General features: G+C 61.8%; 7 protein-coding genes and 1 pseudogene. 1 reads left to right on the top strand and 7 read right to left on the bottom strand.

Translation table 11 applies throughout. The features are described 5' to 3' along the window. Together G6N07_RS09565 and G6N07_RS09570 are read right to left on the bottom strand one after the other, a co-directional pair. Positions 1-2,827 (bottom strand): annotated as a pseudogene (locus tag G6N07_RS09565) (DUF1156 domain-containing protein). After that, positions 2,827-6,237, bottom strand: coding sequence for a helicase-related protein (locus G6N07_RS09570; RefSeq protein WP_064874045.1), 3,411 nt, complete (start codon positions 6,235-6,237; stop codon positions 2,827-2,829). The pseudogene G6N07_RS09565 and the gene G6N07_RS09570 overlap by 1 nt, the downstream one beginning before the upstream one ends. A gap of 126 nt (positions 6,238-6,363) precedes the next feature. Here G6N07_RS09570 and G6N07_RS09575 point away from each other — a divergent pair, with 126 nt between their 5' ends. Then, on the top strand, positions 6,364-9,918 hold the full coding sequence (locus G6N07_RS09575; RefSeq protein WP_082947931.1) for a DEAD/DEAH box helicase: 3,555 nt from the start codon (positions 6,364-6,366) through the stop codon (positions 9,916-9,918). A 10-nt stretch (positions 9,919-9,928) separates the two neighbouring features. Here the strand turns inward: G6N07_RS09575 and G6N07_RS09580 are convergent, their stop codons facing one another. The 5 genes from G6N07_RS09580 to G6N07_RS09600 form a co-directional block, all read right to left on the bottom strand. Continuing rightward, positions 9,929-10,243 carry a hypothetical protein gene (locus G6N07_RS09580; RefSeq protein ID WP_064874043.1) on the bottom strand — a complete coding sequence of 105 codons (315 nt, stop codon included), beginning with the start codon at positions 10,241-10,243 and terminating at the stop codon, positions 9,929-9,931. Further along, positions 10,240-10,737, bottom strand: a complete 498-nt coding sequence (locus tag G6N07_RS09585) for a hypothetical protein (RefSeq protein WP_131810932.1) — start codon at positions 10,735-10,737, stop codon at positions 10,240-10,242. The genes G6N07_RS09580 and G6N07_RS09585 overlap by 4 nt, the downstream gene beginning before the upstream one ends. A 422-nt stretch (positions 10,738-11,159) precedes the next feature. After that, positions 11,160-12,191 carry a TniB family NTP-binding protein gene (locus tag G6N07_RS09590; protein WP_064874038.1) on the bottom strand — a complete coding sequence of 344 codons (1,032 nt, stop codon included), beginning with the start codon at positions 12,189-12,191 and terminating at the stop codon, positions 11,160-11,162. Between the two features lie 7 nt (positions 12,192-12,198). Beyond that, positions 12,199-14,262: a Mu transposase C-terminal domain-containing protein gene (locus tag G6N07_RS09595; RefSeq protein ID WP_225892162.1), complete on the bottom strand. Its 2,064-nt coding sequence runs from the start codon at positions 14,260-14,262 to the stop codon at positions 12,199-12,201. Further along, positions 14,259-15,173, bottom strand: coding sequence for a TnsA-like heteromeric transposase endonuclease subunit (locus tag G6N07_RS09600; RefSeq protein ID WP_082947930.1), 915 nt, complete (start codon positions 15,171-15,173; stop codon positions 14,259-14,261). Before G6N07_RS09600 ends, G6N07_RS09595 begins: the two co-directional genes overlap by 4 nt. Between the last annotated feature and the right edge of the window lie 30 nt (positions 15,174-15,203).

The following is a 15,203-nucleotide window of genomic DNA, read 5'->3' on the forward strand; positions in this document are numbered from 1 at the left end:
TCAGTCGTCCTCTTCATCGAAGTCGAATGCACTCTGCGAACTGGCTGCAGATGTGTCTGTTCGTGCGGCATCGGAGATCTCGGGCCAACTGGTGACCAGAGTATTGAAGCTCAGTGCGTCTTTCGTCCAGCCGTTGCTCTCCGCGATGCGGAACAAGAGGTGCGCTAACTCTTTGATGAGGTCAGCGTCGACAGGACGACTCAGTGCGGTGCGTAAGAAATCACCGGCTGCGCTGATACCTCCGCCTTCGAGGGTCTTGATCAGATGGTGCAGTGCCTCCCAATTGCTGGTGTGGAGATCCCCGAGAATGTCGTAGTCCGTGCTCAGATCTGACGGCTTGATGAGTTGGACTTTGCCGGCCCGACTGGTCAGAATTCCGCCGCGGTCCATTGCATTGACGGTGGTGTTTCGGGCGTTGGCGAGGTTGTTTGCATCCCCGAAAGTGCCAGTCCCGTAGCCATGTTGGCGATACCACGCGATTCCGAACCTGCTGGAATTGTCGAAGTCACCTTCCTGCTCATTGAGTACCTGGTCCAGGATTTCGTTGATCCGTGCCAATGCAGAGCGAACTGACATTTTCGAACCATCGGGCTCAAGCACCGCTGAATAGCGAGAGAAAACCGCCATACCTGGGCCGATCGCGGCTTGTGGGAGGTCGACTGGGGCTATCGCGCCTTGTTGAAGTTCCTTGAGTGCTGATGGCAACTCATGTTGGAGAGCGGCGACGAGATGGCGGCGGTCGGTGCTCCCGGCATCTTCTGGGCGGGGCCGGAGGGCGAGAACGATGGAAGAGGCAAGGGCGTTGGTATTCTTGGCGAGGAGTCTTCCGCTACCCTCGGTCCGGAGTGGCCATGTTGCGGTCACCGCCCAGCCTGAGCCGATCATGCCTTCGAGCAGTGTCTCCCAGCCGGTCGAAACCTCTCCGACATCTGTGCTTTCCGATTGCTTGAAGGCGTAATAAACGGTTATCGGGTAGTCGGACATCGCGGTCCCTCGTGTGTGACGGAACACCTCGCGGAATCCGTCCTCGAAAAACTGATGCGCGCCGGCCTTGCCTCCGTGCCTGTGCGGATTGGCAACGAGTTCTTCGTTTTTCGGCACCAGCACGGTGCTAAACAGGTTTGAGTGGATCGGCCGTAATGAGCGGCGTAGCCACACATAGAAATAGTCCGACAGATCGGAGTAACCGATGTTGTCGTAGTAGGGCGGGTCGGTACTGATTACATAGTTAGCCATGTTGCGTGTCGCTGCGTCTGCCTGGCGGGCTTCGCCGCAGCCCGTAGGTACGTACTCGATGGCTTTGCACTCCTTGTCAAGGAACGTAGACCACCCGCCCCCCCGAATCTGAGAGCACGTTCGCTTCGGCGAAATCCCAGGTCATAGGTAATGCCTGGCGTGCAAAGGTTTCCCGAAGTGCACCGCGATCGCTCATCCAGGTAGTCATCGATGACGAAAGATTCGTCATCTTGCTCTGTACGAACCCCAGATACGTCGCAACCGCGTCCGCGTAGGCGTCAGCGTCGGTGCCACCGGCTTCGAGGCAGTCGCCTTCGGGCATGCCAGCGGCGAGGGCATCGGCCCGCACACGCTCACGAGCGTCGCCGACCAGATCGCTAAAGGTGGTGAGCGCGTTGAGCTGCCGCGGGGTGAAGAGATCGGCCCACTCAAAGAATCCGTAGATTCGAGGTGTCTGCGGGTTGGCGGGGCTCAGGCCGTGCGGTGGCAACGAGCCCACCGGCGCGGAGTCAGGGCGCTCGATACTCGCCGCATGTGAGTGCAGATCAGTCGGCGCTAGGTACACCCGTTGGCGTTGCCCCTCTGCAACGACTGCCATCAGGACGTTGCGTAGGCGCCCGCCCCGACCTTCGGCGCGAACGTACGATAGCGGGACAGATGACCCGCACGCTACGCAGGTAGCCGCTGTCCTCGCGACCGTACCGTCGTTGTTTGCCGCAGGGCCCAGAGACGGGTTGTTGCCGATCTCGAACCGCACACGACGCCCGCCCGGCGCCTCACTGTCCGTCACGATCGCTGGAACGACGTACGCCTCTTTTCCCTTCTTCTTGCTGAGCCACCACGACCGAACGAGCGGCATGTCAATTCCGCATGCTGGGTTGGGGCAGGTTACAGTTCGCGCCCAGATCCAGGCGATAACCCCGGCTGTCGATCCGTCTTCAAGCGTGGCCTTGGGGTACAGGTGGCCGATACGCTTCTCACACTCGTTCCGCATCCAGCTGCCGTACGCCCGCACGTCCGCGGCCAGACCTGCGGCGCCCTTCCAAGAGCGAATCTCCGACTCGGCGAGCCCCGGGAACACTGGCGCCTGATCACGGAACTTTGGTGGAATCTCGATCAGTGCTCTATTGATCAGTACTGCAACGGGATTGAGGTCCGATGCGTGCGCTTCCAGTCCGAGTCGTTGCGCTTCGAGTGGAATGGTGCCGCCGCCGGCGAACGGGTCGAGGATGGGTGGGGGATTACCGTCAGTGGACTTGAGAATCTCCGCGTACGCTTCGGCGAGCAAACTCTCGTCGCGAATGTTCTCCCAGACGACCAGGCGCCGGATCAGTTTGTGTAGCCGCTCCCGCTCTTTGCGCTGCAACTCCTCGGTGGGGAACTCCCTAGGATTCGAGGACGGATCGTCGACGAGCTGGGCGAACAAGACCGCGCGGGCCGCGGCGAGCGGGCGGCGCGCCCACCACAGATGGAGGGTCGAGGGGTGGCCGTGCCGGATCGACTTTTCTCGGGCCGATTCTCGGTTGATCACTTCCAGTGGCAGCGCGACCTCGATCAGTTTGCGCTTTGGTACTTGAGTTTTGGAAGTCATCAGAAAGGCTCAGTTCCCTTGTTCCACATTCTGTTCCAATCGCCGCGGACGCCGGTGGCGTCGAAGTCGCCGAGGTCGGTCGAGGCGAACGGATTGTCTAGATAACGGACTTCGTCATGACGTGGGCCTCGCGGATGAACCTTCACCAACGCCAGCCGGTAGCGAGGTGCCGCGTTCTTGCCGACCATCACTTCGTTGTGCGTAACAAAGAAGTCGGTGGCACCATCCAATCGGGCCTTGACCTCGATGCGGTAGGTATCACCGCCAGGATCCGAGGACAGAATGTCGAATCCTTTGTTATTGAAGGACTGTTCGACTGGCGTACGGCCAAGCGTTCGTTCCGTCGCCATCACTAGGTCGACACCTCGGCGCTCGACCTCTTTGGTCTCTTTGGCGTGCATAGGTGCCGACGCAGGCAACTCGCCGTCCACCATGGAAACCGGGAGTACAAGTGCGGCGGTCATGATGCGCGGTGGCTTGGTCGACATCAGCGCCTGCTTGTCGAGCAGCTCAAGGCGTTTGCGTAGACGAGCGTCAAGCTCGACTGCTTTCCGGTTGAGGCTTTCGGCTGACTCTTTCGGCTTCTCGCCCGCGCGTTCCTTCTCGGCTGCGACGGCAGCGTCCAGAAGGAGCCGGTCACGTTCTCCTTCAAGCCGTTTCACGACGAGTTCGCGCGCCTTGGCGAGTTCGGCTGCTCGGCGGGGTTGCACCTCGGCGAGGTACTCGGGCAGTTGGGTGGTGATGATCCAGCTGGTTGCGCGATCTTCAGCTTCGGTAAGCCAAGGAGACCGTCGTGCCGCGGCAACGGCTGGGGTATCGGGTGCGGCGACGCAATCCAGGTATGGTGCCGGGCCGGCGGGCGTCACGGTGCCGAGGCTGTCGACATAGGCGTAGCCGAATCGTCGGGACACTGCGGCACCGGTGGCGTCGGCGACCTCTTCGACGACACCGACCAGCAGATGGGGCTCCTCCAGCGTCGCCGACACGAGCACCGTGCCGCTGTTGAGAGTGCCGCCGAAATGCCGGATAGCTTCGTCCATCACCGCGTCATGTAGCGGGTGTCCTGGCGCGAGCAGGTCGGCGCGCGCCAGTTCCTCGGAGTGCACGTGTTCCAGATCGAAGGCGACTCGGTCGTACTTGGTCGCGATCGGCTGGTACTTGCTGGCTCTGATTTGCGCTGGGACGTTGGCGATCTCGTAGCGGCCACGTTCGCGTTTGGCGATGCGGCCACCGAGCCGGGTGAACGCGGCCTTGAATGCGAGTTCGATGTAGTGCGGTTGTAGACGGCGGGCACGTGCTTCGTCCATGGCGGCGCGAAGCTTGGCGAGATCCGCGTCGGCGAGGTGATCCGACGCCAGCGCGCGTTCGTCGAGCAACTCTTTCAGCCCATCGGACACCTTGTGGTCGATGACCTCGTGCATCTTGGCCCTCACGTCGTCGCGCTCACCGTAGCGGATCGCATCTAGTAGCAGGTCACGTAAAGGTGTATCGGCAAAAGCCTCGCCGAGAACATCGAAGACCTTGCCGCCGTACGCCTTCCGCTGTTCTTCGATCTTTTCCAGCAGGCGTTCGAAGACTGCGCCTTCGCGGGTGTTGCTGGCGACGAGATTCCATAGCCGGCAGACTTCTTCTTGGCCGATGCGGTGGATTCGGCCGAAGCGCTGTTCGATGCGATTGGGGTTCCACGGTAGGTCGTAGTTGACCATCAGGTGGGCGGCTTGAAGGTTGAGGCCTTCGCCGGCGGCGTCGGTGGCTAGCAGGATCTGGCAGTCGCGGTTCTTGGTGAACTCTTCGGTGATCATGCGCCGTTCCTTGCGGCGCACCCCGCCGTGGATGGCTTGGACGGCGTTGGGCTTGCCGATCAACGTCCGGATGCGGCCGGCGAGGTAGTCGAGAGTGTCGCGGTGTTCGGTGAAGATGATGAGTTTGCGCGGCCACCCGTTGGCGTCGACGGTCAGCGCTTCGTCTTGCAGGATTCTGCTGAGCTCGGTCCACTTGCGGTCGGTGCCGGAGTCGCGGACTTGCTTGGCAACCGTCGTCAGGTCTGCGAGTTCGAGGATTTCGGCGTCGAGTTCCTCGACGGTTTGAGCAGCGGTGGCAGCGTCGAGCAGTTCCTCTTCGAGTTCCTCGATCTGTTCGGAGTTGTAGTCGTCGGCGTCCAGGCCCTCGAAGTCGATGGTGGGTTCTCTATCGGTGTAGGTGCCGTTGAGGATTTCCAGCTTTTTGCGCTCCAGGCGCTCGGTGCGCCGAACGAGGCTCCTAAAGATGGCTTCGGGGCTAGATGCCAGGCGACGCTGCAGCACGGTCAATGCGAACCCGACGGTGTTCTTTCGTTTGCCGCCCACCCGGTCGGCCCGGTTCATGCCTTCGCGCACGTAGTCGGTGACCTCTGCATACAGCGAGTACTCCAGCGCGGTGAGCTCGTAGGGCACGGTTTCGGCGCGGCGTTCGGGAAACAGCTTTTTGCCCTCGAACGTCAGAAGGTCTTCCTTGACCATCCGACGCATGATGCCGTCGGTGTTGGCGGTCTTGGTGTTCTTACCCTCGAAGCGGTCGCGGTCGAGCAACGTGAGGAAGAGCTGGAAGTCTTCTTCTTTGCCGGAGTGCGGCGTCGCGGTCATCAGCAGCAGGTGCCGGGTGATGCGCCCGAGCATTTCACCGAGCAGGAACCGTTTCGTCTTCTCCAGCTTGCCGCCGAAGTAGTGGGCGCCCATGCGGTGGGCCTCGTCGACGATGATCAGATCCCACTCGGTTTCTTTGAGTTGGGCCTGTAGCTCCTCGTTGCGCGAAAGCTGATCCATTCGCGCTATCAATAGCGGGTTCGTCTCGAAGACGTTTAGGTTGACGTTGGCGTCGATGAGCTGGTTGGTCAGCAGGTCGAACCGCAGCCCGAACTTGAAGAACAGCTCGTCCTGCCACTGCTCGACCAAGCCGCCCGGGGCGACGATGAGGCATTGACGCACGTCGTCGCGCAGCAGCAGCTCTTTGATGTAGAGGCCGGCCATGATGGTCTTGCCGGCGCCGGGGTCATCGGCGAGCAGGAAGCGCAGCGGAGTGCGGGGGAGAAGCTCGCCGTAGACCGCACGGATCTGATGGGGGAGCGGCCGGACATCGCTGGTCGCCACGGCCAGCATGGGGTCAAACAGGCCCGCCAGCGTGATCCGCTGCGCCTCCGCAACCATCTTGAAGTCGGTGGCGTTGGCATCGAACGCGCGGCTGCCGGTCTGGGCGACGGTGAGGATGTCCTGGTCCTTGCGAAACACGACCTGCTGACCGAGTGCGCCGTCGTTGGTCTTGTAAGTCAGCTCCAGCGCGTCGGTGCCGTGCCATTGGGCAAAGATCACCGTGATTACCTGGGACGGGATCAGCCCGTCGATGCGCAAGCCAGGCTTCAGCTCTTCCAGCAGCACTGTTTGTCCTCCCCGTCGATAGCCGGCCCACGCTAGTCGACCCCTCCGACAGTATCGGGGGTAGTCCGCGAATCGTCGCTAGGTCCGCTAATCTCCCGCAAGGGAGCGAGTCGATCAACGGGGACCATGGGCAGCGACGAACAGCCGTCAACATCGGCAATTGGTGACGAAATACGAGGCTGGGTCGACGCCGCCACAGCAGTGACCGCGGCCCGCCACGAGATTGCTAAAGCGGCCGTCGCACAGTCCGCAGCACTGCGAGCGCGCACTGTGAAGGCCCGACGAAACAACCGCTACCTCTGGCACGTCATCCCGTTGCGCTCCACCGACCAAGCCGTCTTTCAAGCCGCGGCGCGTTCGGCCTGCCTCCCGCCGATACACCCCGACGTTCAACGAGAACTCGACCGGCTCACCACCGAGGTCGCAGCGGCGACGGAGGACTTGAGAAAAGTCACGGGGTTCGGCCGCCTGCTGATGTTCGGGGGCACACGGGACAAAGCCAACCAGGCAGCACAGTTCCTCACCGACTACCGGCGGTGGTTTCTCACCAGCGGTATCGGCCAGGCTATCGACCAGGCCAGGCCGGTGGACGATCAACGGATCCGCGCGCTGACCGTGCGCGACGCGCTGGCCGACTGGGTGGGGTTCAAACAGCAGCTACCCGACCACGGCCAAACCGCCGCGCTTGACGACTCGACGACCTTCGCGATTCTCCCGAACGCCACAGCTGTCATCCGGCGCGCAGCCGCCGAAGAGTCCAAGCTGCGCAAATCTGCAGACGACGCCGGCAACAAGGTCCGAAGCAAAGAGACCGACCGGATGCTGGCCGACATGTCCGTCGAACGGCTCCGGGAAGCCACCCGCGACAAGATCCGCGTCGGGGCTCTGACGGACAACGGCATCACCAACGTGCTCGCCGTCCTGAACAACGAGGGCATACTCGAGTACTTCGACGGCATCGGGGAAACCTCCGCGACCCGCATCCGAGCTGCCGCTCGGACACTGAGACAGAACACCTTCGATGAGATGCCGATGCGCATCGACATTAAGAACCGAACCCCAGAACACACTGAATTCCTGCGCCGCCTCCGCGCCTGGGATGCGGCACGTCGTGCTTCCACGTCGTCGGCGGACATGGCGATCGTCGAGGAACTGGCACCCGTTGCGGCAGCCATCGATAATACGGTCACTCACGCCATCGTCATCCCGACCGCCTTGTCGACCGTCGAGGACTTCCGCGACGCCATTAAAATTGTGGCCCGGTCCGCGCGCGCGATCGCCGATGCGCAAGACGCGGCAACAAGCGGGGACCCGTGGGAGGACTTCCTCACCCGGCCTGCCGACTACTTTGCGCTCCTCGCCGAGCTGGGCTTCATCACTGAGGACGACGAGAAGACCCACGGCGACCTGCCCACCGAAATCATTGAAGCGGTCCGTGATTTCGAGCTGAAAGGCGACTACCTCACCGCGTCGCTACGCGGATATCAAAGCTTCGCTGCACGCTTCGCTCTGGTCCAGCGGAAAGTCATTATCGGCGACGAGATGGGCCTGGGTAAGACCGTCGAAGCCATCGCAGCATTGGCGCACCTTCGCGCGAAAGGCGAGCACAACTTCCTCGTCGTATGCCCCGCAGCAGTAGTGACTAACTGGGTCCGCGAAGTCACCGCCAAATCGAAACTGCCCGCGCACCGCCTACATGGGCCCGACCGGCAATGGGCGGCCAAGAACTGGGAGCGTAACGGCGGCGTCGGCGTCACTACCTTCGAGACCCTGCGTTGGCTCAACGACGAGGTCTCCACACCGGCACTCAGCTGCGTGGTCGTCGATGAAGCGCACTACATCAAGAACCCCGACGCGCTTCGTACGCAGCGGACGTCGCAACTCATTGGCTCCTGTGAACGAGCGATTCTCCTGACCGGCACACCGCTGGAGAATCGGTTGGACGAGTTTCGCAATCTCGTCGGGTACCTGCGCCCAGACCTTGTGTTGGATGCAAACGAGTTCGCTCCGAAGAAGTTTCGTCGCCAGGTCGCACCGGCGTACCTGCGACGCAACCAAGAAGACGTCCTCACCGAGCTGCCGGAACTCGTCGAGGTCGACGAGTGGATGCCGATGTCGGGCGAGGACGTCGCCGCCTACCGCGCTGCCGTAGAGCAGCGAAACTTCATGGCGATGCGGCAAGCCACGATGAAGCAGGGACTCAAGTCGACCAAAATGCAGCGCCTGGTCGAGATCGTTCTGGAGGCGGAAGCAAATGGGCGCCGTGTTGTCGTCTTCTCGCACTTCCTCGACGTCCTGCGCGACATCGCACGGCACATGCCCGGAAGGGTCTTCGGCCCATTAACCGGGTCAGTCGCAGCCAGCCAGCGACAGGTACTGGTGGACGACTTCTCCGCTGCCAAGAAGGGTGCAGTGCTGGTCGCCCAGATCGTCGCCGGCGGCGTGGGTCTGAACATCCAAGCGGCATCTGTCGTCGTGATCTGCGAACCACAACTCAAACCCACCACCGAGTGGCAAGCCATCGCCCGTGCACACCGCATGGGACAGCTGGAATCTGTGCAGGTTCATCGGCTGCTGTCCGAAGAAGGTGTGGATCAAAGGCTCCGAGAAATCCTCGCGACGAAGAAGGCGCTGTTCGAAAGCTTCGCGCGCGAGAGTGATATGGCCGCAAGCGCTCCGGAAGCCTACGACATTACGGAAGCGGAACTCGCCCGCGACATCATTGCCTCCGAGCGCGAAAGGCTCTTTGGCCAACCGGCACAGGCCGCGCCCGCCCGAACCCCAGCCGAGACGAAGATAGGCGACAGCACGGCCGTTTCCGAGCAACCCCGTCGCGAGCGTCCGCCAGCTTCGCAGAGGCCGTCGACACCGGTACCTGTCATTCATCCGCCGCCAACGCCCCGTAGCCTGGCGGCCGAGCCTGGGCCTTCGAACCAGGAGTCCGCCCGCACTAGGGAGGGTACGTTTGCTGACCGGCCGCGCCGCGTCGCTCCGCAACAAAAAGAGTCACCCGCGTCTTTGAGCGCTATGCCGCAGGCGACCAGCCCTGGGCTTCCGGCACTGAAGACCTATCCTGTTTTTTCCGAAGCGTTGTCACCGATCTCGCAGACACCGGCCGACCGCATCATCGACAACATTGTTCGCATTGTCGGAGTCGAAGGTCCCGTGACCGGCTGGCGGATACACCAGGTGTACAGAAAGAGCGCGGGGAGCGGTGAGTCTCACGACGAGTTTTCTCGACTAATCAACAGGGCTATCTCAGCGGCTGAGCGCCGGCAGAGGATCGTTTCGGAGAATCCGTTCAACCAAACCGGCAATAAGCCAAGGACTTTCAGGCTACCGAGCCAGTCCTCAGCAGTCGCACGCGAACTCGGTCCCCGGACCATTGACATCGTGCCCCCAAGCGAGGTGCTGCAGTACTGCCGGAATGCGTCAGCCGGTAAAACGCTGTCTGAAAACGAATTAGTTGACCGGGTGGGCAAGCTGCTCCGTACCAGGCAAGTACCAACTGAGCTGCGGAACGCCGTTATCGCAGCGCTGCGCCGGGATGCGAAGGCCAGCGAACAACGTGTCACGAGCCCCGCGCGTGCGTCGGCTTTAGGATCAAACGGTCAAGGTTCCCAGAGATCAGAAAGCCTCTGTCCCTCGTGCTTTACAGTCCATGCAGGTGAGTGCGCATGACCGCTTGCACTTACTCACTCGATTCCAGCGCCCCCCATCCGTCAGCTTGCTCGGCGGCGTCGAGCAGTATCTGAGCCAGCGCACGGGATTGTGCACCGGACAAGGGGCCGTCACCAGCGATATACACGTAGATTTCTGTCGGATTATCTCGGCTGAGCGTCCCATCCGGATGCTGGAGAGCAGACAGATGCACCCCATGTTCGCAGCCGTCCACGCGCTGCTCGTCGGTGTAAACAATCCTGTACAGCTCATCACCATCCAACTCCCATTCAGTGCAGCCCGCTGCGCCCCACGGCAGCGCCGGCACACAATCGTTGGTCGTCATCGTGGTCCTCCCTCTCCTTTGGTAGTTGCATCCCTTCGGCTATCGGTATCCAGCGCGGCCAGCTGACGAAGCCTCCACTCGTAGAGGGGATCCGCGGCGCGGTACGGCACATGGCCGTCGATAACGAGCTCGAACAGGTCGAGCAGGGATTTGCCACGCTCAACTCTGCTCGCCGCAAGCAGTCGAGACTTCCAGGAAGGGTCGGACAGCGCAGTTGCTAGGCGCACGATCTCCGGGTACATGGCTGCGTTGCGACAAGCGGTGCCGGAACCCCGCTGGGTCTCGTCGGGTTCAAGCTCGGCCAAGCGGAAGCTGACGGCTTCCAACGGCTGCCAGTAGTTCCAGTGCTCCACTACCTCGTAGGCATCGGAGATCGCCTGACGAATCGACGCCCGGCCATGGCTGTGAATAAACCTTTGGTGACGTCGGTGTGCAAGCAGTATGTCCGCACGTGAAGCACCTATGACTTTCGTGACCGGCCGCGTAGCGTCCACACGGAACGCAGTTCCGTTGAGCCACAGACTATGTACGCCGCAGAACACGTGGTCGTGTGTGGACCAGACTTGTGGGAATGTGATTCGTTCTCCGTGCCTCGACGCGCAGTGTGGACAGCCTGGGCCGATGGACTCAACTTCGCGCCGGTGCAGCTGCGGGTAGATTGTCCAATCGGCAGGGACCCGCAATTCAGGCAGTGCGAAGGCTACAGCGCGGTCACTCATCGACACGCTCTTGCACAAAGCAGCCCGCATCGTTGGTCCGCGGCGGGTCAGCAGCGCTTCGAGGCGAGACCTACTGATGCCGTTCGCTTTCGCTAGGCGAGCGAGATATTCGGCAAGTACCTCGTTGGGGAGCGGCTTCACGGGGCGCGGAAGTGTCTGATTGCGACTGCCCGTCGTAAACGTCTGCATGATTCGGCCTAGCCGGCTTTCGGCGCGCTTGGGTGACTGGTCGCGGACTCTGCCGCATGGTCGATGATGGCTGCGTCGAGCGACTCCCGGCTGACCGCATCTTCTCCGCTGAGGATTGCCGTGATCGCGGCTACCCGGATGAGATGACTCAGACTGCTGATCGACCCGCCCGTTCGTTGGTGTAGGTATTTCGAGTTGCGAGTCAAAGTGCCCTCTCGGTGCCTGTAGAGGCGCAATGCTGATTCCATTGATGCGACAAGCGATTTCCATTCGTCGTTGAATGGAAAGTTGCCCGTCTTGATCAGAACGGACCGTCCCGAGATTTGCCGGCCGCGGACTCCGGTGAACAGCCCGGAGCGCTCCACGTTGATGCCCGCGTAGACGAATGTGGCGGGCATGTGCTCGCTGAAGTACTTCAGATGATCGGACATGTCCTCGCCGGCGGCACTGGCAAGGTTGAGGTTGTGGATCTCGTCGACAATGACGAGCTCGGTCCGGGCCTCGGTGAGCACGTGGCACACGGCATCGGCGATGTCTGTGGTGTTGTGACGTTGCCGCGTAGGAAGTCCGAGGAAGTTGGCGAACTCTGAAGCGAGCTTGCGGGGCGAGCCTTTCGGCGGTGTCGTGATGTAGACGACAGGTATCCGGTCCTGGCCGGGATACCGGCGGCGTACGTTCTGCTCGTGGATCTTTCCGAGCAACTTGATGGTGGTGGTCTTCCCGCTCGCCCACGGCCCTGACACGATCATGGATCGGCGGGCGCCGCATTCACGTTGATTGAGCAGAGTCAGCAGCCGGCCCTGGCGGGTGATGTGGCGGACCGTTGAAGTCTCGATGATGACCAACTCCGAGTGGTAGGCCATGCGTCGGTCATCGAAGGCGAGCTTCTCCACCCCGGTGAGCGTGCTGTAGTAATCGTGATCGGGTAGGTCAAATATTGCGGGTTTGGCGTCGACGAATCTGCGCCAACCATCAAGCGTTACTGACGGCAGCTGACGGGGGTCGAGGTCGGGCTCGGCCGCCTGCTCATCGACGGTCATCTTCGAATCACCATGTGTCGGACTCCTTCTCGGCGTCGAATACGGGTAGTGGGATGACGTCGTCGATATCGTCGTCTTCCTCCGGGGACAACTGAGCCGTAGGCTGGTTCGCTGCTGGCGGCACTGTGGGTGGTAGTTCCGCCGCCGCCCGCGTCCGGGCGATTGCTCGGCGGTCCTTTGCGGTGCGGCGACGCCGAGCCGGCGGCTCGGGTGCCACGGACGCACGTCCCAAGAGGTCCTCGACTGCGGCCGTGATCGCCTCTTGCGAGGTTCGTCGCTCTCCTCGACTTGTCTCGAGTTGACGTGCATGCTCCCACAGTGACGACCCGAACGGCTGCGGTGCGGTATGGAGCTGCGTCCAGCAGGCCATCAGGTAGCCCTCGCCGTGGTGGTTGCGAACCCAAATGCGACTGACGTCGTAGGGGTCGTAGTGGACCTGCCACTGCGTGCCCTTGCCGGGTACCCCGGAAATCTCACCCCGCGCAGCGTCCAAGTCGTCGCTGTCGTAGGTCCGGTAGTCGATGGTGATGCCTGCGGCTGTCACCGTCCGGTACAGGCTGGGTAGGAGTGCGATGTATTGGTCGGAGGTCAACGGCGCGGGGATGTACCCGCTGACGGCGAGCATGGACGCGTACTTCTCGTTCGGGGTCAGCTTTCGTTGCGGGTTCAAGGGGTCCCGCAGTCCATCGTGGGGTCTGTTCTGCCAGGCGACGACGATCCATTCGTCCAGCAGATCCTGAAGCTCTTGCAGCGAGAAAACTGCATTCTGCTCGGCGTTCTTGCCTCGGTTCTCGACCGATGATCCGAGGTAGCCGGTGACGTATTGTGCGAAAAGGGTTTTGACCGATCCCAGGGTGCGTTCGACGATCGGCTTATCGGTGGGCTCGTCCTTGTGTGCAGGCTGCATGCTGATCCCGAGCGATCGGCATGCAGAGCGGAAAGTGCTCGACAGATAGACGGCGCCGTTGTCGTACACGATGTTCTCGGGAACGATGACGGGGCGGGCAGCAGCGTGCTCAAGTCTGTCATCGACAGACCGCATTGCGTGGTAGGGCAGGACCGAGTTCGACATTCGGACGGCATCGATCCACCCTGGCCGCATCGGTTCCGGCGTCATCGATTTTGCGACAAGAAGGGATGCGTCTACTGCCTTCGTTGTAGGTCGCAGAACCGCCGCGACGATTGTGCGCGTCGCAGCGTCGACGAGGCCCGTCAGCTCCACCCGGCCCCTCACCGACTCATCGAGCCGGATGCCGACATCGAACGGTGTGGTGTCGATCTGCATCCACTCACCGGGACGGCTCGCGACGACCTTACCGAACACGCCCTCCGGCTGATGGCCCTTCGTCTGCCGGGTTCGAGCGGATCCAGTGGCGTGACGCGCCGGGGGGAGCCGTTTCATCAGCCGATGAAACGTGGTGTGAGAAGGCAGTTTCACGCCGTCGCCGAACTTGTCGACCACTCGCCGGTCCACGTGCCATTTCATGGCGATCTCTGTGCGCGTCGACTGCAGTTCGTTTTCGTTCAGCACCTCCAACAGCACGCCCACGTAGCGACTATCGACCCGCCGGTTTGGCGAGCGCCGGCGGTGAAGACGGCCGTCAACCAGCCCGGCAACGCCGGATCGTTCGTAACGGCGACGGAGTTCTTGAAGGTACTTCAGGCCCAATGGGGTTCCAGCGGCATCAAGTTCGGAGCATTTGTTGCGTTCTCGCTGTCCGAGTGATGTCGATCGAATGTCGTATCCGTTGCGCGGAGTGGTCTGCGGCGATGAGCCGACTGGTATCCCGTCGACCACTTCGGAGATGTGGTGCTCGAGCCAGAGGACGCGCTCCTGGACCCGCCTCGGCAGCGCGGAGAAGTAGTCGGGTGGGATTGGGCGGCGACGAACGCTGGGAGATAGGACGTCGAATGAACTGTCCGCGAACAAGTCCGCAATCTTGACTGCTGCGAGCTGACCGTCCTCGCGACGTAGCTTCGCTATCATTCCGTCTATCGCCACCAGCTCGCAGAACTTGCCGTCGTAGCGACAAAAGTCGCCGATGGCGATTTTGGCGGGCTCAGCAGTCATCGTGTGGCCAACCGGATCAGCGTATGTTCACCGATCGGCGCCGAGTCGACATCGACGTCGATCTCGTGTGTCCAGAGCAGGTGATAGAGAGTGGGTAGTACTAATATCGGTTCGCCCGCCGCGAGGGCGGCTGCGCCGATTGTCTTCGGGTTGTGGGCCAGTAGCGAGGTCAGGTTGGTAACGACGTCCTGCCGTCGATTTCGCGGATTCCGGTAGCCGGCGAGCCAACGCAAGTTCGCGGCTCGGATCGGAGGCTGATCTCCAACACGGCGGTAGGTCCACCCAGTACGCCCGCACAGCGCAATGGTCGATCCGAATGCCTCGCGAGCGTCACCGTCCACGAGTCGGTCTGGTCGAACATCCACGACGACGCCGTCGCCGGATCTGGTTCGGAGGAACACATCAGGTGTGTGCTGCCGCTGTTTTCCTGCGGCCGAAACGAAGCGAAAAGTGAAGGGCTGTACTGATATTCCAATGATGTCTGGATCGAAGTCGGCCGCGATCAGAAAATCACGTTCAACCCACGATTCGAATGAGATGTGCGACTCTGTGGTCGAGCACCACCACTCGCCGGTGAAGTTTTTCTGACCCTTGTACGTCGAGGCTTTGCGGACCGGCGCGCATTTCTCGAACGGCGCTGACCACAGCTCGTCGACCGGAATTTGAGCGACAGGTTCGCCCTCAGCGGGCCGGTAGTCAATCAGCTCGCTGTTTCGAATCTGCGCCGCCGCGCGCCCATGGGTGGGCACGTCCTGATCGTATGGCCGCCAACCGGGATGACCCTGCCGGACACGCCCGGTGTGGTCAAGTGCAATGACGGTGGCGTAGCGAGGAACCTGGAGACGTGGATACGCGCTGATGCGGACACGAATCGCCGAGCTGAGGCGTGAGCGCATCGTCTTGACCAGCACGGCCTATCCCATGTTGGTAGCGATGGACGT

Source organism: Mycolicibacterium doricum, from assembly GCF_010728155.1.
GTDB lineage: Bacteria > Actinomycetota > Actinomycetes > Mycobacteriales > Mycobacteriaceae > Mycobacterium > Mycobacterium doricum.

Excerpts from the sequence above, each read along its gene's own strand:
- G6N07_RS09580 (WP_064874043.1), bottom strand. The coding sequence starts at position 10,243 with ATGACGACCAACGATTGTGTGCCGGCGCTGCCGTGGGGCGCAGCGGGC.
- G6N07_RS09590 (WP_064874038.1), bottom strand. The coding sequence starts at position 12,191 with ATGACCGTCGATGAGCAGGCGGCCGAGCCCGACCTCGACCCCCGTCAG.
- G6N07_RS09575 (WP_082947931.1), top strand. The coding sequence starts at position 6,364 with ATGGGCAGCGACGAACAGCCGTCAACATCGGCAATTGGTGACGAAATA.
- G6N07_RS09595 (WP_225892162.1), bottom strand. The coding sequence starts at position 14,262 with ATGACTGCTGAGCCCGCCAAAATCGCCATCGGCGACTTTTGTCGCTAC.